Raw genomic sequence first — 20,669 nt, 5'->3', positions numbered from 1 at the left:
TCAATGTCCCTTGAATTGCGGTGCGCGCTTTTCCATGAAGGCGGCCACGCCTTCGCGGTAATCGTCGCTGTTACCGAGATCGCTCATCATGCGCGCTTCCAGCGCAAGCTGCTGCGGAAGGGTATTGGCGCCGCTGGCGGCCAGCGCCTGCTTGGTGTAGGCCAGGCCCTTGGTCGGCGCCGTGGAAAAATGCACGGCCAGCTTGCGCGTTTCCTGCGCCAGTTCCGCATCCTCAACGCATTTCCAGATCAGGCCCCAGTCTTCCGCCTTTTCCGCCGTCAGTTTTTCGCCGAGCATGGCCAGGCCCATGGCGCGCGCCGAACCGATCAGGCGCGGCAGGAAGAAGGTGCCGCCCGTGTCCGGGATCAGGCCCAGTTTGCAGAACACTTCGACAAAACTGGCCGACTTGCCGGCGATGACGATGTCGCAGGCCAGCGCCAGGTTGGCGCCCGCGCCGGCGGCCACGCCGTTGACGGCGCAGATCACGGGCATCGGCAAGGCTTTCAAGGCCAGCACCAGCGGCGCATAGTTCTTTTCCACGGATTCGCCCAGGTCCACACCCTTCGAACCCGGTTCGACGGCGCGGTCGGACAGATCCTGGCCCGCGCAAAAGCCGCGGCCCGCCCCCGTCAGCACGAACACGCGCACGGCGCTGTCGGCGTTGACCTTGGCAATCGCGTCGCGCACTTCCTCGTGCATGGCTTGTGTAAAGCTATTGAGCTTGTCGGGGCGGTTCAGGGTCAGGATGGCGATGCCCTGCTCGATGGTAAAGAGGATGTTTTGGTAGCTCATGGCGTCTCGCTTTTTAATGGGTACGGCAGGGCACCAGCCCTGCACCGGCTTTATTCAGCCTGATCGAAGTCGACCACGACCTTGTCGGTGAGTGGAAAACTCTGGCAACTGAGGACGAAGCCGCGCGCCACCTCATAGTCTTCCAGCGCGTAGTTGACGTCCATTTCAACCTTGCCGTCGAGGATCTTGCAGCGGCAGGTAGAGCACACGCCGCCCTTGCACGAGTAGCGCATATCGATGCCTTGGCGCAGGCCCGCGTCGAGGATGGATTCCTTGTCCTTGTCCATCGTGAAAGTGGTGTGATTGCCATCCATGATGACAGTCACTTCCGTTTCCTGCACCACGCCAGCATCGAGCTGGGCGCGCGGCTTGTGGGCGTTTTTCGGGATGCTGGCGGCGAACAGTTCGATCTTGATATTTTGCTTGGGCATGCCGGCTGCCTGCAGGGCGGCGGAGACGCCCAGCATCATGTCTTCCGGCCCGCAGATAAAGGCGTTGTCGTAGTCTTCCACACGGATCCAGTGCTGCAGGAACTGCTCGCATTTTTCCTGCGTGATGCGGCCGTTGAACAGTTCGATGTCCTGCTGCTCGCGGCTCATCACATAGACGAGGTTCAAACGCTCCAGGTACACATCCTTCAGGTCCGTCAATTCTTCCTTGAAGATGACGGACGACGAGGCGCGGTTACCGTAGAACAGGGTGAAGCGGCTCAGTGGTTCCGTCAGCAATGTCGTCTTGATGATGGAGAGGATGGGTGTGATGCCGCTGCCGGCCGCGAACGCCAGGTAGTGCTTGCGGTTGACGCAGTCGAGCGGCACGTTGAAGTGGCCCATGGGTGGCATCACCTCGATGGTGGCGCCGGCCTTCAAGGTGTCGTTCGCCCAGGTCGAAAAGGCGCCACCCGGCGTGCGCTTGATGGCCACACGCAGGGTGCCGTCCTGCACCGCGGAACAGATGGAATACGAGCGGCGCACGTCTTCTGCATTGATATGGGCGCGCAGGGTCAGGTGCTGGCCCTGCTGGAAGCGGAACTGCTGCTGCAGCTCGGCTGGCACGTCGAACGTGACGGCGATGGTGTCGCGCGTTTCGTTGCGCACGTTCGCTACGCACAGCGGATAAAATTTACTCATGCTTCATCTCCAGTTTCTTCGGAACGTGTGCCTGATTTTTTTAGTGGCACTTGAAGTAGTCAAACGGTTCACGGCAAGCCAGGCATTTGTACAGGGCCTTGCACGGCGTGGAGCCGAACTGGCTGGTCAGCTGCGTATGCGTCGAGCCGCAGTTCGGGCAGATCACGTCCAGCTTTGGCATCGCCTGGCGCTTGACACCGCCTTTCAAACCGCTGATGTCGATCACCTGCTGCTGCGGCGGGGCGATGCCATAGCCTTTCAGCTTGGCCTTGCCCGCTTCGCTCATCCAGTCCGTGGTCCAGGCGGGCGCCAGCTGGTTCACCAGCGTCACCTTGGCCACGCCATGGCTGCGCAAGGCATCCGTGACGGCATCGGCGATCACCTGCATGGCCGGGCAGCCCGAATACGTGGGCGTGATCGTCACGATGCAGGCATCACTATCCGTGACTTCGACGGCGCGCACGATGCCCAGGTCCACCACCGAAATGACGGGGATTTCCGGGTCCGGCACGTCACCGAGCCAGGTCCAGACCTGGGCGGCGTCCAGCGCCGCGGCGCCAGCGACCATGTTCATTACCACTCCGCCCCGGGATAGGCGCGCTGCAGAAACTGCATCTCGGCCAGGATAAAACCCAGGTGCTCCGTGTGCGCGCCCTGCTTGCCGCCCTTTTGCATCCAGGCGTCGGGCGCCGGCATGACAAGCGTCGCCTCGGCGAAGATCTCGGCCACGTGCTCGAGGAAAGCCCGGCGCAGCACGTCCGATGGCGGCGCGATGCCGACGGCGACCATGGCCTGGTCGACGGCGTCGTACTTGAACATCTCGCCCGTGTACATCCACAGCTTGTCGGCGGCAGCCTGCGTCTTGGCGTGGCTGTCCGCCGTGCCGTCGCCGAGGCGCACGATCAGGTCGCCGCTGCGGCGCAGGTGATAGGTCACTTCCTTGATCGACTTTTGCGCCACCTCGACGATGCGCGCATCCGTCGATTTCGTCAGTTCCAGCAGCTGGAAATAGTGCCAGCTGTCGAAGAAGAACTGGCGCATCATCGTGTCGGCGTAATTGCCGTTCGGCTGTTCGAGCAGCAGGCAGTTCTTGAAATCGTGGGCGTCGCGCAAAAAGGCGATGTCGTCCTCGTCGCGGCCCGCGTTTTCCAGTTCGGCCGCATAGCTGAACCACAAACGCGTCTGGCCCAGCAAATCCAGCGCCACGTTGGTCAGCGCCATGTCTTCTTCCAGCGCAGGGCCCTTGCCGCACAGCTGCGACAGCTGCTGGCTGAGGATCAGGGCATTGTCGCCCAGGCGCAAAAGGTAGTTGACCTTGTCATCCATTGCAAGCGCTCCCATCACAGGTTCTTGACTTCTTCCGGCATCGGGAAGAAGGTGGGATGGCGGTACACCTTGCTGTTCGACGGTTCGAACAGGGCGCCCTTGTCGCCGGGGCTGCTGGCGACGATATCGGCCGCGCGCACCACCCAGATGCTCACGCCTTCATTGCGGCGCGTGTAGACGTCGCGCGCATGGTTGACCGCCATGGTGGCGTCGGAAGCGTGCAGGCTGCCCACATGCTTGTGCGCCAGGCCGTGCTGGCTGCGGATGAAAACTTCCCACAATGGCCATTCTTTGCTCATGTTGCTATCCCCTATCTGTCTTATGTATTTACGCTGCCGCTTTGTTAGCAGCTTGCTTGTCTGCATACGCGACCAAGGCATCGCGGAACCATTCACCGTCTTCATACGCTTTCACGCGCGTTTGCAGGCGTTCGCGGTTGCACGGGCCATTGCCCTTCAAGACGTTGTTGAACTCGGACCAGTCGATCTCGCCGAATTCATAGTGGCCCGTTTCCGCATTGAACTTCAGGTCGGGATCGGGCACGGTCAGGCCCAGGTATTCAATCTGCGGCACGGTCTGGTCGACCATGCGCTGGCGCAATTCGTCGTTCGAGAACAGCTTGATGCGCCATTGCGCCGACTGGGCGCTGTTGACGGAAGCGGCGTCGGACGGGCCGAACATCATCAGCGAAGGCCACCACCAGCGGTTCAAGGCATCCTGCGCCATGGCTTTTTGCGCGGGCGTGCCCTTGCAGAGCGACATCATGATGTCGTAGCCCTGGCGCGCATGGAACGATTCTTCCTTGCAGACGCGGATCATGGCGCGCGCATACGGACCGTAGGAACAACGGCACAGGGGAATCTGGTTGATGATGGCGGAACCGTCGACCAGCCAGCCGATGGCGCCCATGTCCGCCCACGACAGGGTCGGATAATTAAAGATGCTGGAATACTTGGCTTTGCCCGAGTGCAAGGCGGCCAGCAAGTCATCGCGCGATACGCCCAGGGTTTCTGCGGCGCTATACAGGTACAGGCCATGGCCCGCTTCATCCTGGATCTTGGCCAGCAGGATGGACTTGCGTTTCAGGGTAGGCGCGCGCGTGACCCAGTTACCTTCTGGCAATTGGCCGACGATTTCCGAGTGCGCGTGCTGCGAAATCTGGCGGATCAGGGTCTTGCGGTAGGCGTCCGGCATCCAGTCCTTGGCCTCGATCTTGATGCCTTCGTCGATGCGTGCCTGGAAAGCGCGCTCTTCCTGGCCCATGTCGTCGAGGGAACGGACGTTCTTGAGGCCGGTTTCAACCATTTGTGCGTACATGATCTGTCTCCCATGTCTTTGATTTTGCGCAGCAACGCGGTGCGATGAACAGATAATACGATACAAAAAACGATTTGCATACACTTGATATGAATCATTTTAAAAATTCGTATCTTGTGCAGCTTTTTTGTGCGTATGATATTGCTGATGAGAAAACACTACAGAGCGCCACCAGCGCTTCCGGCAAATTATTGCCGCGCTACCCGCGCAGCCAAGTAAACTGCTGCTTTTATTGATTCGACCGCAACACGGCCAGACCGGAACCACATGAAGAACACCCGCTGCACGGCATGGATAGCCGATTTCCTGGAAAGCGACCCACCGCGCTCGAAGTCCCTGGTGATGACCATCTTTGGCGACGCCATCGTGCCGCGCGGCGGCGCCATCTGGCTGGGCAGCCTGATCGAACTGCTGGCGCCATTCGGCGTCAATGACCGTTTGTTGCGCACCAGCGTGTTCCGCCTGGCGCAGGAAGGCTGGCTCAGCTCGCAGCGCGACGGCCGCCGCAGCGCCTATACGATACGCCCGGAGGCGCTGGCCCGCTTCGAACGTGCCTATCGCCGCATCTATGCGCCGCTGGTCGTGCACTGGGATGGCAGCTGGACCCTGGTGATCGGGCCGGCCGGTAGCATCGGCGCCGCCGAGCGGGGCGCGCTGCGCAAGGAATTATTATGGGCCGGCTATGGCTTGATTTCTCCCGGCATCTTTGGCCATCCGGCCAGCAATACGGAGGCGCTGGAAGATATCCTCGTGCGCAACGAGGTGCAGGGCAAGTTGTATGTCTGCCACACAACAGAGTTGCCGGGCGTCAGCACGCGCCCGCTGCGCGACATGGTGGGCGACTGCTGGGACTTGTCGGAAGTGATGGCCGGTTACGAAAAATTCATCGCCAGCTTCCAGCCCCTGCTGACCCTGCTGCAAGAGGCGCCCGTGTTCGATGCCGAGCAAGCCTTCGTCATCCGCTCGCTGCTGACGCACGCCTACCGACGCGTGCAATTGCATGACCCCCAACTGCCCGTCGAACTGCTGCCCGAACCGTGGCCCGGCACACAAGCCTACGCATTGGCGCGCGACCTGTACCGCATCACGTATGCGGCCGCCGAGGAACATATCCTGGCCACCCTGCGGCGCGAGGATGAGCAGGCGCCGAATGTCGAGCCGTGGTTCTACGAACGATTTGGCGGTCTGAACACCTGACAAAACGTCCATGGCGGCGTTGCAGGGCCTGGGCGTACGTTCGTACTGCCTGCGACCCTGCGCCTTGCCCTGAACATTTTTCAGGCGTTCAGGAATAAGTTACTGTCTGCTCACTGTTTCACCACTACTTGCTTCGCTCCCGCCAGCAAATCCTGCCCCAGCTTTTCCAGCGCATTGGCCTGCACCAGCATGGTGTCGAGGATGGCGACGTTGAAAGTGAATTCGGCTGGCGTCGTATAGCCGGGGAAACGTATGATGCGCAGCAATTCCTGCAAGGTCGTGCCCTTGCCCAGGTGCGCCAGCGCATCGCTGAGGGCGCTGACTTTCTTTTCCAGTTCGCGTATGTGTTTGCCGTTGTCGTCCATGATGCTCTCCTCATGTTGGAGCTATCACGTTAGCAAAGCATGTCCCGCGTCGTTTGCGCCAGCACAAAGACGCCGCTAAAACGGGTATCATCGCGCCATTGCACACGATGCAAAACCCATACGTTTTTATCAGGAACACACATGACCATTAAAATCAGCCAGCAATTCGACGCCGGCGCGATCGAGGTGCTGCGCGCCGACGATGCACTATCCATCGAGCTGAACATCCGCAAGGATTCCCACGCCGACATCACGCAGTGGTTTTACTTCCGCCTGCAAGGCGCGCAAGGCGAGGCGTGCACGATCCGCTTCATGAATGCAGGCAAGTCAGCCTACCCGGACGGCTGGAAAGATTACCAGGCTGTCGCCAGCTATGACCGCGAAACCTGGTTCCGCGTGCCTACCAGCTTTGACGGCACCGTGATGACCATCGAACATACGCCGGAAGAAGAAAGCGTGTACTACGCCTACTTCGAACCGTATCCATGGGACCGTCATCTGGCCCTGATCGACAGCGCGCAAGCGTCGCCGCTGGTACGCTTGATCGACCTGGGCAGCACCGTCGAAGGCCGCGACATGAACCTGCTGGTGGTCGGCGACGCCGATGCCGAGAAAAAAGTCTGGGTCATCGCGCGCCAGCATCCCGGTGAAACGATGGCGGAATGGTTTGTCGAAGGCATGCTCGAAGCCTTGCTGGACCAGGCCAATCCGTTTGCCCGCCAGTGCCTGCAAGACGCCGTCTTCTACGTCGTGCCGAACATGAACCCGGACGGTTCCGTGCATGGCAACCTGCGCACCAATGCGGCCGGCGCCAACCTGAACCGCGAATGGATGACGCCAACCATGGAGCGCAGCCCGGAAGTGTTCCTGGTGAAACAAAAGATGCATGAAATCGGTTGCGACCTGTTCCTCGACGTGCATGGCGACGAAGGTCTGCCATATGTGTTCGTCGCAGGCAGCGATGCGCTGGAAAATTTCACGCCGGCACAAAAAGCCGAGCAAGACCGCTTCATCGCCGACTTCAAGGTGGCCAGCCCCGATTTCCAGGATGAGCACGGCTACGAAGACGGCCCGTTCACGCCGGAAGTGCTGACCATGGGTTCGCCCCACATCACGCACGCCTTCGGCTGCCTGTCGTTGACCCTGGAATTGCCGTTCAAGGACAATGCCAACGATCCCGACCCGCAAACGGGCTGGAGCGGCGCCCGCAGCGCCGCCCTGGGTGCTGCCGTATTGCAACCGATCCTGGCCACCTTGCGCGCTTAAGCCTTACCGCAGTCACGCGGCCCGACCTCGCAGGCGGGCCGCGCTTTTCTCTCAGCCCTTGGCTACCTTGCGCAAGGCTTCCACCAACCGGTCCAGATGCGACTCGGGCGTAAAGATGCCTGGCGTGACGCGCACGCACGCGCCACTGGCAAGGCCGTCGCGCGGCACGGCAAAGATGCCGTGTTCCTGTACCAGCTTTTTCGACAGCGCATAGCTGTCGGCCACGCTCGTCTTGCCCTTCAGGCGGAACGAAGCGATGGCGCTCGTCAGGCGCGGATCGCCTGACGCCAGCACCTCGATGCCTTCGATGGCGCGCGCCGCTTCCACCCAGCGGTTGCGCAGCAGCCGCAGCCGCGCCTGCTTGTTGGCCACGCCGATCTGCGCATGCAAGTCCAGCGCCGTCGGCAAGCTCAGATAAGCGGCGAAATTGACCGTGCCCGTGTGCACGCGCGTGCGGATATCATCGCCCGCCTTTTCTCCCCGCAGTTCCCCCATGTACGGGTCGATATCGGCCACCCTGCCCCGCTTGATATACGCAGCACCCACGCCGACAGGCGCACCTATCCATTTATGCAGGTTGATGCCGGCAAAATCCGCCTGCAGGTCAGGAATCGTCATGTCCAGCTGGCCGAAGCCGTGCGCCGTATCGACGATCACGTCGATGCCCCGTGCGCGTGCCAGGCGGCTGATCTCGGCCACGGGCAAGACCATGCCGTTGCGGTGATTGACGTGCGTGAGCAGCATCAGTTTCAGCGCCGGATGCCGTTCCATGGCAGCAACATAGGCGGCGATGACGCCGTCATGCGTAAACGGTTCCGGCATGGCAATCGACACGACCTGGGCGCCGCGCCGCTGCTGCAGCCAGCGCGTGACGGTGATCATATTGTCGTAATCGATATCCGCGTACAGCACCGTGTCGCCCGGCCGCAAGCGGTTGTAGCCGGCGATCAGGACTTGCAGCGCTTCCGTCGCACCGCGCGTCAGCACGATTTCATCGATGGCCACGCCCAGCGCCCTGGCCGCCGCCGCGCGCGCCGCCTCGAAGTCGGCGGGAAAGCGCATGCGCGCATACCAGGCGTTGTCGCGGTTGACCATGGCCAGCTGCTGCTCGTAATGGCGCAGCACGGGCCTGGCCATCGAACCCCAGAAAGCATTGTCGAGTTGCACGATGGCATCGGTCGTGTCGTACTGCGCGGCCACGGCCTGCCAGTAAGCCTGGTTGCTGGCCAGGACTTCCGGCGCGGTGCCGGCCGGCACCGATGGCAAGGACGGAGGCAGGGCGGCAGATGCTGCCGCAGCCGATCCTGCGCCCGCCGCCATGGGCAGCGCTGCCGCCAGCGAACCCGCGCGCAACAGGGCGCGGCGTTGTGGATTCATCGTCATCTCCCTTAAAATTTCACTTTGTACTCGACGTACAGGTTACGCCCGTCCGTGTCGTACGGCGCATTGCGCGAATAGATCAGACCGCGGCTGGCCTGGAAGGTTGCTTCGTCAGGATACTTGTCCAGCACGTTGTCGATACCCACGCGCACGGACTGCTTGTCGCTGATCTTGTAGCTGGCCGCCAGGTCGAGGAATTGCATGGCGCCAAAATGCTGGAAGATATCGCCCGTGGCATTGCCGGAATTGTCCGTCCACGCGCCGTAATTGCGCACGCGGGCCAGGGTATTCCAGTTGCCCAGGTCATAGTTGCCGCTGATGGTGGCTTTCTGGCGCGGCAAGCGCTCCTCGAAGACCTGGCGCTGGGCCGCATTCGTCACCAGGCTGGACTTGCCGTCGTCGACTTTCGTCGTGTTGTAGTTGTAGGCCAGGGTCAGGTTCAGCTTGCCGTCGCCGATACGGCTCAGGTGGCTGCCGACGATATCGATGCCGCGCGTGGTGGTGTCGAAGTCGTTCGTGAAATAGCTGACCGAGGTATAGCGCAGCGGATTGGCCACGCCGGCCGGCACGGCAAACGCGGCGGACGTGCTGAAGCGGTCGCTGACCTTGATGTCATACACGTCGACGGAACCGGAGAAGCCCGCCGATGTCTTCCACGTAAAGCCCAGCGACAGGTTCTTCGATTTTTCCGGCTTCAATGCCTTGGCGCCCAGCAGGATGGCCAGCGGATCGTTGTTGGCCAGGCGGCCGCTGGTAAACAGCAGCAGGGTCTTGGTGTCGAGGCCTTGATTCGTGCTGTTGGTGTTCGACTGGCCCGGCGTCGGCGCACGGAAACCCGTCGAGTAGGAACCGCGCAAGGCCATGTCTTCGCTCAAGGCATAGCGGGCCGACAACTTGCCGTTGACGGTGCTGCCGAATTCCGAGAAATGTTCATAGCGGGCCGCGCCCCCCAGGCTCAGGGCCTTCGTGACGGGCACTTCCACGTCCAGGTAGGCCGCATAGCTGTCCTGGCCCCAGCTGCCCGCCTGGCGGTCGCTGAAGCCTGGCGCGCCATTCGCATTCGCGTCGAGGCCGATGGCCGCGCCCGGCCCCACCGTCCAGGACGCCACGTCGCCCGCCTTCACGCCATAGGTTTCATTGCGCACCTCCGCGCCGAAGGCGATGTTGACCGGTTGCGGCAGGGACGCCACGGGCAATTCATAGTTGAAGTTGGCGTTGAGAATCTTTTCCACCTGCGACAACTGGCCCAGGTAAAACGATGTCGGGCTGCCCGGCCCCATCGAGGCGTTGATGGAATTGGTCAGGTTGTAATCGATGCGGTTGCGCCCCCAGGAAGCGCTCACGTCCCAGCCGAAGCGGTCGTTGAAATGGCCGCGGACGCCGGCCACCACCTGTACATCATTCTGCTCGTTCGAATAGCTGGGGCTGAAGCCGAGCGGATAGATGCTGCGCAAGTCCCAGCCAGGGAACAGGCTGCTGGTTTTATACGCGCCCGTGCTCGTGTCCGGGTTGCGCCAGTTGAAATCCGAGGTGCCGTCACTGCGGCTGAACAGGCCGAAACCGTACAGTTCCGTCGTGTCGGACAGGGCCATGCTGGCATTGAAGCCGATGCGCTTGCTGTCGAGTTCAGGCTGGCCCCAGCGCTGCACGGGATTCGGCACCTTCAGTTCCGGATGCGCATTCTGGAAAGCAATCGCGTCGGCCCGCTGGCGCGTGCGCGACGTGGGGTCGGACTTGGCCAGCGCGCCGAAAATCGTCGCCTTGCCCGTCTCGCCAAAGGCAAAGCCCGTCTTCAGGTTCACTTCGTTGCCCTTGCCGTCGCCTTCCGAATATTGCGAATGGTGCACGGAGACCTCCGTGCCGAGCGTATCGTCGAGAATGATGTTGATCACGCCGGCAATCGCATCGGAACCGTACTGGGCGGAAGCGCCGTCGCGCAGCACCTCGATGCGCTTGATGGCGGAGACGGGAATCTGCGCCAGGTCCGGCGCCTGCGCGCCGCGCGCGCCCAGCAAGGCGCTGCGGTGGAAACGCTTGCCATTGACCAGCACCAGGGTCTGGTCCGGCGACAGGCCGCGCAGGGTGGCGGGACGCACGAACACTTGCCCGTCAGCCATCGGCAGACGCTGCACCACATATGAAGGCACGAGTTGCGCCAGCACATCGTTCAAGTCCGACGATTCAACGGCGCCGATATCTTCGCGGTTGAACACATCAACGGGCGCCATGGTGTCGAACTGCGTGCGGTTGCTGCCGCGCGTGCCCGTGACGATGACGGCTTGCGGGGCTTCACTGGCGTCGCTGGCGGAAGCTGGCGCGGCGGGCGCGGCGCCATGGGCTTGGGCCGGATGGGCGAACAGGGCGTTCATGGCACACAACAGGGCCACCGCGCGGGCGATGCGGGTACGGGAGTAGGTCATGGAGAGGGTCACTATGCAGGTTGAATCAACAACAACGCGTCACGGCAAGACTCGCATCTTGCATGAAATATCACGAAGTTCGGCTTACTTACATTAAAAGCATCTAAATAGCGCAGATAACGTCAGATGGCGACATCATACGAAGGCAATATTTCATCCGTATGACGATGGAAGCCCCGTTCAAAAAACCACACGCCCATGAAAAAAGGCGCCAGCGGCGCCTTTGCAGAAAGCAGTCACAGCACTCAACCGCCCGCCACCACCATGCTCTCGATGAGGATGGAACCCGTCTCTTTGGTGCCGCGGCGCAAGGCGTCCGCGCCCACGGCCACGATATTGCGCAGCATGTCCTTCATGTTGCCGGCGATGGTGATTTCTTCCACCGGATACTGGATCACGCCGTTTTCCACCCAGAAACCGGAGGCGCCGCGCGAATAGTCGCCCGTCACGTAATTGGTTCCCTGTCCCATCAGTTCCGTCACCAGCAAGCCCGTGCCCAGCTTTTTCAGCATGGCGCTAAAATCGTCGCTGACGGCCGTCAGCTTCGAGGTCAGGTACAGATTGTGCGAACCGCCCGCGTTGCCCGTCGTCTGCATACCCAGCTTGCGGGCCGTGTAAGTCGACAGGAAATAGCCATGCACCACGCCATCCTTGACGACGTCGCGGCTGACCGTCTTGACGCCCTCTTCGTCGAACGGCGCGGAACCGACGCCGCCGATCACGTGCGGGTCTTCAAATATCTGCACGTGCGAGGGCAACACTTGCGTGCCCAGGGAATCGTTCAGAAACGTGGACTTGCGGTACAGGGCGCCGCCCGAGGTCGCTTGCACATAGGTACCCAGCAAACCGGCCGCCAGCGGCGCCTCGAACAGCACGGGGCAAGTACGCGTGCCCAGTTTGCGCGCGTTCAGGCGCGACAGGGCGCGCTCGGCGGCGTATCGGCCGATGGCTTCCGGGCTCGACATCTTGGCGGCGTCGCGCACGGACGAATACCAGTCGTCGCGCTGCATCTTGGCACCCTTGCCGGCGATGGGCGCCACGGACAGGGTATGGCGCGAAAACGGGTAGCCGCCGATGAAGCCGCGCGAATTGGCGGATACAAAGTGCGATTGCTGCACGTGCACGCTGGCGCCCTCGCTGTTGGTGATGCGCGGGTCAACGGCAAACGCGGCCGCTTCGGCCCGCTGGGCCAGTGCGACGGCTTCCTCGGTGGAAATGCGCCAGGGATAGAACAATTGCAAGTCGCGGGGCGCCATTTCCAGCATGTCGGCGTCGGCCAGGCCGGCGCAATCGTCCTCGGCCGTGAAGCGGGCGATGTTGTAGGCGGCGTCCACCGTGGCGCGTAAGGCGGCCGGAGAGAAATCGGAGGTGCTGGCATTGCCGCGCTTCTTGCCGACAAACACGGTCACGCCCATGCCCTTGTCCTTGTTTTGCTCGATCGTCTCGATCTTGCCTTTTCGTACAGAAACGGACAGGCCACCGCCTTCGCTGACTTCGACGGCTGCGTCGGTGCCGCCCGCTTCCCGCGCAAAAGACAACACATCACGGGCCAGTTGCTGCAATTGCTCTTGACTATGGGTAAATACGGAGTCGTTCATGCGCTGTTTTCTTCGGAAAGCCGCTAAAAAGGTTATCATAGCAGTCGTTTACAGTTTACAGGTGCGGCCTACGCGGCCAATCCCGCCTTATCATGCCAAATCCAAACCGGGGAGCTTGCGGCTTCCAATCGACCGAATTCGAACAGGAATATGAACGTCCATCGAAGTCGGAACTCAAGCGCCAGATGACCGTCCTGCAAAAGCTGGGCGAAGAACTCGTCAATGAGGCCCGTGACCGCGTCAAGCGCGTCCCGATGCCGGAAGACGTGCGCGACGCCATTCTCGAATGCCAGCAAATCAAGGATCACGAAGGCCGCCGCCGCCAGCTGCAATACGTGGGCAAGAAGATGCGCACCCTGGATGAGGAAGAAGTTGCCGCCATCCAACGCACCATCGATAGCTGGAAAGGCTTGTCGAAAGCCGACACGGCCAATATGCACGCGATGGAACGCCGCCGCGACAAACTCTTGACGGATGACAAGGCGTTGACCGTCTTGCTGTCGGAAAACCCGGAACTGGACGTGCAGCACCTGCGCACCTTGATCCGCAATGCCCGCAAGGAGCAAGCCGAGAACAAGCCGCCCAAAGCCTACCGCGAAATCTTCCAGATCTTGAAAGAGATCGCCAAGAAGAAGAACGGCGGCAAGAAAGATGCCGACGAAGATGGCGTCGAGCCAGAAGAAGACGAGTAAACAGCTGGGGTCTGCCCCCAAAATTTACGAAAAACCGGGATCTGCCCGGTTTTTTTACGACATAGACAGGTGCCCCATGACCACGATAGAAGACGAATTGATTATCGGCCTCGTGTCGATCTCGGACCGCGCCAGCGGCGGCGTGTATGAAGACCTGGGCATCCCGGCCCTGGAAAGCTGGCTGTCCGCCGCCATCCGCACGCCATTCCGCCTGGAAAAACGTTTGATCCCGGACGAGCGCTCGCAGATTGAAAACACCCTGATCGACATGGTCGACCTGAGCCACTGCCATTTGATACTGACGACGGGCGGCACGGGACCGGCGCGGCGCGATGTGACGCCAGACGCCACGCTCAGCGTCGGAACCAAGGAAATGCCCGGTTTCGGCGAACAGATGCGCCAGATCAGCCTGCAATTCGTGCCGACGGCGATTTTGTCGCGCCAGGTGGCCGTGATCCGCGAGACGCCGGAGCGCGCCGCCCTGATCATGAACTTGCCGGGCCAGCCAAAAGCCATCAAGGAAACCCTGGAAGGCTTGAAGGATGTTGATGGAAATCAATTGGTGAACGGCATCTTTGCCGCCGTGCCGTATTGCATCGACCTCATCGGAGGCCCTTACATGGAAACCGACCCGGCCATCTGCAAGGCCTTCCGTCCCAAATCGGCGCTGCGTCCGGCGCAACCTTTACCTGAGGAAAATACATGAGCACTTTGCTGGAAACCATAGAACTCGACAGCGCACCGAACCCCACCGTCTCCATCATCTGGATGCATGGCTTGGGCGCCGACGGCAACGACTTCGTTCCCCTGGTGAAAGAACTCGATCTGCGCGGCTGCCCCGCCATCCGCTTCATCTTCCCCAGCGCCGGCACCATGCCCGTCACCATCAACAACGGCTATGTGATGCGCGCCTGGTACGACATCCTCGTGAGCGACCTCGTGCGCCGCGAAGACGAGGGCGGCTTGCGCGCCTCGCAGGCTCAGGTCGAAGCGCTGATCGCGCGCGAAAAGGCGCGCGGCATTCCCGCCAGCCGCATCATCCTGGCCGGTTTCTCGCAAGGTTGCGCCATGACCTTGCAGACGGGCTTGCGCCACGCGGAGCCGCTGGCCGGCCTGATGTGCCTGTCCGGCTACCTGCCCCTGGCCGACAAGACGGCGGCGGAACGCACGCCGGCAAGCCTGCAGACGCCGATCTTCATGGCGCATGGCACGGCCGACCCCGTGGTGCAGATCGGCCGCGCACAGCAGTCGCGCGACTTGCTCACCGGCATGGGCTACAAAGTGGAGTGGCACGAGTACATGATGCAGCACTCGCTATGCCAGGAAGAGATCGACGCCATCGGCGCGTGGCTGAAAAAAGTATTGGCATAAAGTAAAACAGGCGCAGTGTGCGCCGCGCCTGTTGTCTTGCGGAACGCCGGGAACGATCAGTTTACCGGCGTTTTTTCATTCCAGATTTTCAGCATGTCGGGCGACGCTTCCGAGCGGATGCCATTGTCCGTCAGCACCGATTCCGTCGCTGCCAGCATGTCCTTGCGGGGCACGACGACCATTTCCGCATCGCGCTGCTGGAAGCGGAACGTCAGCAATTCATCTGTCTGGTCGCGCAGCAAGGCCACCAGGTGCGCCAGGCTGCGCACGCGCACGCCATTGACGGAATCGACGACCGAGAAGAAACGGGTGCTGTAGCCATTCATCAGCTTGTGCGGGAAGAACGGCGCGGCGATCACCACCAGCTCTTCGCGTTCGCTGTCGGGCGCATCGCCGCGCCGCGTGGCCAGCGGATTGCCGGCAAACGCCATGCCGCCCAAGATTGCTGGATTGCCATTCGGCGCCGCCATGAATTCCGTGGTGGCGCGTGAAAACACCATGGGGCCGAAGATGAAATAGGATGGGTAATTGCCCTGCAGGCCGGCGATCAGCATCGGATGCGCGGCCGAGACGGGCACCTTGATTTTCAGGGGCGCGCCCTGGCGCACCACCGTCAGCGGCAATTCGCCATCTTTAGCCAGCTGCTGCACCCGGTACTGGAAGCGCACGCGGCTGTTGGCGTTCAGCTTGACCATGCCCTGGTTGTCGATGGGAAATTCGCCGATATGCGTGATGACATCCCACTCCTTGAGCGGATAGGCCGCATCCTTGCTGGCCGGCGACATCACGACGGCGCCCTCGACGCCCTTGGCCAGCTTCAGATAGGTGCGCAGCGCGGGGTTTTCCAGCGTTTGCGTCACGTCGCGCATGGCCGGCTTGCCCTTGGGCGCGCCACTGTCTTGGTCGCGCAAGAACAGCTCGATTTCCTCGTTGGGGATGATGTAGCCTATGTTTTGCGCATTGAGCATGCCGGCAAAGGCCAGGCCGATCATCTTGTCGCCGGCAATCACGGGGCCGCCGCTATTGCCCGGGTTGATGGCCGCATCGATCTGGATGCGCAGGCCGGAGACAGGAAAGTTGTAGCGCACGAATTCGATGCGCGAAACGATGCCCTTGGTGATCGACAATGACGTGCCGCCCGTCGGATAGCCATATGCCAGCACGGCATCGCGCACGTCCGGCAAGACATTGGCGCGCGGCACGGCTTTGTGGCTGGAAAAAAAACTGTCGTCGTCGATTTTCAGCAAGGCCAGGTCCATGCCGCGCGAGATGGCCAGCACGGTCGCAGGGATCTTGTCGCCGGCGCCATTGGCCTGGATCTGCACCTGACTGGCATAGCCGACCACGTGCGCATTGGTGAGGATGCGGCGGCCTTCGATGACGACGCCGGAACCCGTCACCTCTTGCGGCGCCGCCTTGCTCCACGGCTTGTACGGGTCCGGCCCACGCAGGGTGGAAAACACCTTGACGACGGAGTTTTCCAGGGCGGAAGCACTGGCGCTGGCGGCCGTCTCGGCGGCCAGCGCACGCACCGTCATCAAGGGACCAAGGGCCAGTACCAGCAAGATACGGCCCATCAGGGTGAAGCACGGACGAGTTTTCATTGAGCTTGTTGGCAATGGAAGGGAAGTAAAATTATATATTGAATAATTGCAACTTCATTACACTTTGTCCATCTTTGCCGAATAAGCCCTCGAATCAGGCGGGCATGGGCGGCACACCCAAGGCCGGCACGGCCGTCTGCGCGCCATTCATCACCATGGCCAGGAAGGTGTAATAGCCATTGATGCCCATCAAGTCGACCACGCCGTGTTCGCCGAACAGCGCCAGCGCCCGTGCATACGTGGCGTCGCTGACCCTCTTGTTCTGCTGCAACTCGATGCAAAAGTCGTGCACGGCTTGCTCATCTTCCTTCAGGGCAGGCGGCAAGCGCCGTTCAGCAATGGCGTCCACGGCCGCTTGCGCGATGCCGTTCTGCACGGCCAGCGGCGCGTGGATGGCCCACTCGACTTGCTGGTCCCACTGGCGCGCCGTTACCAGGATCGCCAGCTCCGACAGCCGCGTGCCGATGGCGCTGCGGTAGCGCAAATATTCTCCCATGCGCTGCGCCGTTTCCATCAGCTCGGGGCTGCGGATCAGCGGCACGAAGGGGCCGTACAGCGCCCCGCGCGGACCGTCGATGATGGCTTGCGCAGCTGCGCGCTGCTGGGCGTTGAGCTGGTTCAGCGGCAGCGGCGGCAAACGGTCGATATCGCTACCGGCCATCAGGCAGTCCAGGCGACCACGTCCTGCTGCTGTTCGCCCAGGCCGGGGATGCCCAGGCGCATGCTGTCGCCTTTTTTGAGGAAACGCTGCGGCTTGCGGCCCTGGCCTACGCCCGGCGGCGTGCCCGTGGCGATGACGTCGCCCGGTTCCAGTGTCATGAATTGCGACAGGTAGCTGACGATCTGCGCCACCGTGAAGATCATGGTTTGCGTATTGCCGGTCTGCATGCGCTTGCCATTGACTTCTAGGTACAGGTCCAGATCCTGCTCATCAATGATTTCATCGCGCGTCACCAGCCACGGGCCGATGGGGCCGAAGGTGTCGCAGCCCTTGCCTTTATCCCATTGACCGCCCCGCTCCAGCTGGAACGAGCGCTCGGAGATATCGTTGACGACGCAGTAACCGGCTACGTATTTCAGGGCGTCCTCTTCGCTCACGTATTGCGCACGCGTGCCGATGATCACGCCCAGCTCCACTTCCCAATCCGTCTTTTTCGAGCCTTTTGGCAACACGACATTGTCGTCCGGGCCATTCAGGCAAGTAATGGCCTTCATGAACACGATCGGTTCGGCCGGGATCGGCATGCCGGACTCGGCCGCGTGATCCGCGTAATTGAGGCCGATGCCGATGAACTTGCCGACTTTCGCCAGCGGCACGCCGAAGCGTGGATTGCCGCGCACCAAAGGCAAGGTCTTTTCGTCGAGCTTGGCCAGCTTGCGCAGGGCCTTGTCGGACAGTTGCGCACCGTCAATATCCTGGACCACGCCGGACAGGTCGCGCAGTTTGCCTTCTTCATCGATCAGGCCCGGTTTTTCCTTGCCTGGACGTCCATAACGAACGAGTTTCATAGTCTTCCTTGGAGTTGATCATTGCCGCTGTGCAGGCTGCCATTTTACCGGATGGCCCGGCACGCCTGTAGCGGTGAATGAAAAACATCGCAAGTCCCGGCAATTGCAAGGCCGCCAGCACGCCAAACGCCGCCTGATACGCCTGCGGCGGATACTGCTGCTGGCTGTTCAGGGGCCAGCAGCCGAGGATCAGGCCAAAACCCGCCTGCACCAGGAAGGCGCCCGTGAAAATGAGCAGATTGAGGCAGGTGGCCGCCCTGCCCGTCAAGCTGGCCGGCATGCTTTGCGCGACGATCGCATACTCGAGCCCCGTCACCGTGCCCAGCAAGGTAAACAGCACGGACAGCAACGGCAGGCTGATCGCCACGTTGCACGCCATCGCCACTTGCACGGCGACAAACAGGACGATGCCGGCGCCCGCCACTTGCATGGGTTCAATCGCACGTCGCCCCGCCCACTCCGTCAGCATGCCCATGCCGATGGCGCCGAAGATGACGGCCGCCATGCCCAGGTACAACAAATACGCCACGTTGTCATCGGACATGCCGCCTACATCGGCCAGCCAGCGCCCTATCCATAAACCCTGCACGCCAAAGAACACCGTGTGCGGCAGCAGGATCAGCGCGATGGTGCGGCGAAAGGCCGGGTCACGATAGACACTCCACACGCTGACCTTGCTCATGGTTACGGTGGGCGCGGGCATGGCCGGCGACAGCAGGCGGATCAGCAAGCCGATGAACAGCGCCGCCAGCGCCAGCCCCAGGAACACGCCGCGCCAGTCCGTGTAGTGCAGGGCCAGCTTGACGGGCATGGTGGCCGTCGCCGCACCCAGGCCGCCCACGGCGATCAGGTAGCCATGCACGGAAGGCAGGCGAGCTGGCGCGATGGCGCACGAGACCGCTTTCACGGCAGCCATGAAACAGCCGCCCAGGCCCGCTCCCATCAAGGCGCGCGCCCACATCAGCTCGGCAAAGCTGTGGCCCCGGCTGAACAGCCACACGCCCAGCGCCGCCAGCACCAGCAGCCACAGTTGCACCGTGCGGGGGCCGTAGCGGTCGAGCGCCATGCCGACCGGCAGTTGCACCAGTGCAAAGGCGAGAAAAAAGGCGCTGGTCAGCAGGCCCAGTTGGGCTGGCGTCAGGGCGATGGCGCCCAGCAACTCGGCCGTCAGCACGGCATTGACGCCGCGCAGCAGGCACGACAGATAATGCCCGAGCGCAAACGGCAGGAACACGAGGCAAAACACGGCCACGCCTGAGCGGGCAGGCGCACCGGGGCCGTACATGCTCAGGCGGCCTGTGCCAGGCGGATGATTTTATGCGGCACCTGCGGCACAGGTTCATCCGTCTCGAAGAAGAATTTATCGTGGCCGAACGCGGGCTTCAAATCATCCATCCACGTCGCTTCCGCATCGAACTTGGCATAAAACGGCCGGCGCACCCAGTCCGGATTGCGCGCCTGCAAAAATTGTAGGGCAAACAGTTTTTCACCGTGGATGGTGACGATACCGTCGATCACGATCTTGCCGGGAAAGGCGCTCATGGAAGGCCCGCGCACCGTGCGCGACAGGCCGGACACCATCTGGTAGGCGGCCTGGAAAATCTCGTGCGCTTTTACCAAGGGCAATTCGAAATAGCCGCGCGGCCCCGTGTCGCGCTCGACAAACATGTAATACGGAACCGCTCCCAGGCGCGTGCCCGTCTGCCACAGCTCGGCCCAGCTTGCCGGGTCTTCATTGATGTGGCGGATCAGCGGCCCCTGCATGCGCAGGGTGGCGCCCGTGGAAACGATGCGTTTCACGGCTTGCTGGGCGATGTCCTGGCGCAGCTCGACGGCATGGCTGTAATGGCCCATCACGGCCAGGTTCTTGCCCGCCTTGACGATGCGCTCGAACAGGCGCATCAGGTCATCCGCATCGCGGTCGGAGACAAAACGCTGCGGCCAATACGCCACCGCCTTGGTGCCGATACGAATGTTCTGGATGTGCTCCAGGCCCGGCGCCAGCAGCGGTTCCAGGTAGGCGGCCAGTTGCCGCGTGTTCATGATCATCGGGTCGCCGCCCGTGATCAGCACGTCCGTCACTTCCGGATGCAGTTTCAGGTAGGCGGCCAGCTCATGCGACTCGCGCGCATCGAACTTCATGTCGTCCATGCCGACGAACTGGGGCCAGCGGAAGCAGAAGGTGCAATACGCGTGGCACGTCTGTCCCGCGCTGGGAAAAAACAGCACCGTTTGCGCATATTTATGCTGCAAGCCGCGCACGGGCACGTCGTTGACCTTTGGCACGTTATGCGTCATCTGGCCGGCCGGATGGGGATTCATGCCCAGGCGCAAGCCATGCACATAGGCATCGATGGCGGCCTTGTCCCGCTGCACCAGCACAAGGTCGCGCAAGTGCGCGTACTGCTCGGGCGGCAGCATGTCGCGGTGGGGAAAGACGAGGCGGTAGATGGGGTCGTCAGGAATATTGTTCCAGTCGATCAGCTGATCGAGCACATAGGCATTGGTGCGGAACGGCAAGACGTGCGACACCACTTGCACGGCTTCGCGCTGCTCTTCCGGCAGCCATTCCCACTGCCGCGCCTGTTGTATGGTTTGCCGCGTATACGGCTTGAACTTGGGTGGAAACGGCTCGGTAATGAGTGCGGACACGGTAGGCTCCTTGCCTGGAAATAACGATAACTTGCATGAAACCAGCCCCA

The 20,669-nt window shown here is 61.8% G+C and carries 20 protein-coding genes; 5 read left to right on the top strand and 15 right to left on the bottom strand.

All coding sequences use genetic code 11. The annotated features are described in order from the left end of the window. Genes paaG through paaA form a run of 6 tightly spaced genes read right to left on the bottom strand, consistent with a single transcriptional unit; the run spans nt 1 to nt 4,565 of the window. Nucleotides 1-792, bottom strand: coding sequence for a 2-(1,2-epoxy-1,2-dihydrophenyl)acetyl-CoA isomerase PaaG (gene paaG / locus SJI03_RS01820; protein ID WP_322426066.1), 792 nt, complete (start codon nt 790-792; stop codon nt 1-3). Nucleotides 793-842: 50 nt separating this feature from the next. Then, nucleotides 843-1,922: a 1,2-phenylacetyl-CoA epoxidase subunit PaaE gene (gene paaE / locus SJI03_RS01815; RefSeq protein WP_099376448.1), complete on the bottom strand. Its 1,080-nt coding sequence runs from the start codon at nt 1,920-1,922 to the stop codon at nt 843-845. A 40-nt stretch (nt 1,923-1,962) separates the two neighbouring features. Continuing rightward, nucleotides 1,963-2,490: a 1,2-phenylacetyl-CoA epoxidase subunit PaaD gene (gene paaD / locus SJI03_RS01810; RefSeq protein ID WP_416208721.1), complete on the bottom strand. Its 528-nt coding sequence runs from the start codon at nt 2,488-2,490 to the stop codon at nt 1,963-1,965. A 5-nt stretch (nt 2,491-2,495) separates the two neighbouring features. Then, nucleotides 2,496-3,263 carry a 1,2-phenylacetyl-CoA epoxidase subunit PaaC gene (gene paaC, locus SJI03_RS01805; protein ID WP_322426065.1) on the bottom strand — a complete coding sequence of 256 codons (768 nt, stop codon included), beginning with the start codon at nt 3,261-3,263 and terminating at the stop codon, nt 2,496-2,498. Beyond that, entirely contained in the window at nt 3,263-3,547 is a 285-nt protein-coding gene (gene paaB, locus SJI03_RS01800; RefSeq protein WP_034746356.1) for a 1,2-phenylacetyl-CoA epoxidase subunit PaaB, read from the bottom strand. The genes paaC and paaB overlap by 1 nt, the downstream gene beginning before the upstream one ends. Before the next feature lie 28 nt (nt 3,548-3,575). After that, nucleotides 3,576-4,565, bottom strand: a complete 990-nt coding sequence (paaA, locus tag SJI03_RS01795; RefSeq protein WP_034780404.1) for a 1,2-phenylacetyl-CoA epoxidase subunit PaaA — start codon at nt 4,563-4,565, stop codon at nt 3,576-3,578. 267 nt (nt 4,566-4,832) lie between these two features. Between paaA and paaX the strand changes: the two genes are divergently transcribed. Then, nucleotides 4,833-5,762, top strand: coding sequence for a phenylacetic acid degradation operon negative regulatory protein PaaX (paaX, locus tag SJI03_RS01790; RefSeq protein ID WP_099376445.1), 930 nt, complete (start codon nt 4,833-4,835; stop codon nt 5,760-5,762). Nucleotides 5,763-5,872: 110 nt separating this feature from the next. Here paaX and SJI03_RS01785 read toward each other — a convergent pair whose 3' ends face one another. Next, the gene (locus SJI03_RS01785) at nt 5,873-6,127 is read right to left on the bottom strand and encodes a hypothetical protein (RefSeq protein ID WP_099376444.1); all 255 of its coding nucleotides are present in this window, start codon (nt 6,125-6,127) and stop codon (nt 5,873-5,875) included. A gap of 141 nt (nt 6,128-6,268) precedes the next feature. Here SJI03_RS01785 and SJI03_RS01780 point away from each other — a divergent pair, with 141 nt between their 5' ends. Continuing rightward, on the top strand, nt 6,269-7,393 hold the full coding sequence (locus tag SJI03_RS01780) for a M14-type cytosolic carboxypeptidase (RefSeq protein WP_322426064.1): 1,125 nt from the start codon (nt 6,269-6,271) through the stop codon (nt 7,391-7,393). A gap of 51 nt (nt 7,394-7,444) precedes the next feature. Here the strand turns inward: SJI03_RS01780 and SJI03_RS01775 are convergent, their stop codons facing one another. The 3 genes from SJI03_RS01775 to pmbA form a co-directional block, all read right to left on the bottom strand. Continuing rightward, nucleotides 7,445-8,770 (bottom strand): aminotransferase class V-fold PLP-dependent enzyme, encoded by a 1,326-nt coding sequence (locus SJI03_RS01775; protein WP_322426063.1) that lies wholly within the window; start codon nt 8,768-8,770, stop codon nt 7,445-7,447. 11 nt (nt 8,771-8,781) lie between these two features. Then, complete coding sequence (locus SJI03_RS01770) at nt 8,782-11,193, bottom strand: TonB-dependent receptor (protein ID WP_322426062.1); 2,412 nt, start codon at nt 11,191-11,193, stop codon at nt 8,782-8,784. Nucleotides 11,194-11,438: 245 nt separating this feature from the next. Then, nucleotides 11,439-12,791, bottom strand: a complete 1,353-nt coding sequence (pmbA, locus tag SJI03_RS01765) for a metalloprotease PmbA (RefSeq protein WP_322426061.1) — start codon at nt 12,789-12,791, stop codon at nt 11,439-11,441. A 92-nt stretch (nt 12,792-12,883) separates the two neighbouring features. Here pmbA and yjgA point away from each other — a divergent pair, with 92 nt between their 5' ends. The 3 genes from yjgA (at nt 12,884) to SJI03_RS01750 (ending at nt 14,854) form a co-directional block, all read left to right on the top strand. Continuing rightward, nucleotides 12,884-13,483 carry a ribosome biogenesis factor YjgA gene (yjgA, locus tag SJI03_RS01760; RefSeq protein WP_099376441.1) on the top strand — a complete coding sequence of 200 codons (600 nt, stop codon included), beginning with the start codon at nt 12,884-12,886 and terminating at the stop codon, nt 13,481-13,483. Nucleotides 13,484-13,559: 76 nt separating this feature from the next. Then, on the top strand, nt 13,560-14,189 hold the full coding sequence (gene mog / locus SJI03_RS01755) for a molybdopterin adenylyltransferase (protein WP_099376440.1): 630 nt from the start codon (nt 13,560-13,562) through the stop codon (nt 14,187-14,189). Further along, nucleotides 14,186-14,854: an alpha/beta hydrolase gene (locus SJI03_RS01750; protein ID WP_322426060.1), complete on the top strand. Its 669-nt coding sequence runs from the start codon at nt 14,186-14,188 to the stop codon at nt 14,852-14,854. Before mog ends, SJI03_RS01750 begins: the two co-directional genes overlap by 4 nt. 56 nt (nt 14,855-14,910) lie before the next feature. Here the strand turns inward: SJI03_RS01750 and SJI03_RS01745 are convergent, their stop codons facing one another. The 5 genes from SJI03_RS01745 to SJI03_RS01725 all read right to left on the bottom strand — a co-directional run bounded on the left by SJI03_RS01745 (nt 14,911) and on the right by SJI03_RS01725 (nt 20,619). Further along, on the bottom strand, nt 14,911-16,458 hold the full coding sequence (locus tag SJI03_RS01745; protein WP_322426059.1) for a S1C family serine protease: 1,548 nt from the start codon (nt 16,456-16,458) through the stop codon (nt 14,911-14,913). Nucleotides 16,459-16,552: 94 nt separating this feature from the next. Next, complete coding sequence (locus SJI03_RS01740) at nt 16,553-17,119, bottom strand: carboxymuconolactone decarboxylase family protein (protein ID WP_322426058.1); 567 nt, start codon at nt 17,117-17,119, stop codon at nt 16,553-16,555. Then, nucleotides 17,119-17,967, bottom strand: coding sequence for a fumarylacetoacetate hydrolase family protein (locus SJI03_RS01735; protein WP_322426057.1), 849 nt, complete (start codon nt 17,965-17,967; stop codon nt 17,119-17,121). The genes SJI03_RS01740 and SJI03_RS01735 overlap by 1 nt, the downstream gene beginning before the upstream one ends. After that, nucleotides 17,912-19,252, bottom strand: coding sequence for an MFS transporter (locus tag SJI03_RS01730; protein ID WP_322426056.1), 1,341 nt, complete (start codon nt 19,250-19,252; stop codon nt 17,912-17,914). The genes SJI03_RS01735 and SJI03_RS01730 overlap by 56 nt, the downstream gene beginning before the upstream one ends. Before the next feature lie 2 nt (nt 19,253-19,254). Continuing rightward, nucleotides 19,255-20,619 carry a lysine 2,3-aminomutase gene (locus SJI03_RS01725; RefSeq protein WP_322426055.1) on the bottom strand — a complete coding sequence of 455 codons (1,365 nt, stop codon included), beginning with the start codon at nt 20,617-20,619 and terminating at the stop codon, nt 19,255-19,257. Nucleotides 20,620-20,669 lie beyond the last annotated feature (50 nt).

This window comes from Janthinobacterium sp. GMG1 (assembly GCF_034427795.1).
Taxonomy (GTDB): Bacteria; Pseudomonadota; Gammaproteobacteria; order Burkholderiales; family Burkholderiaceae_D; genus Janthinobacterium.
The sequence above is the reverse complement of the archived record's forward strand: the minus strand, read 5'-3'. Positions and strand labels throughout refer to the sequence as shown.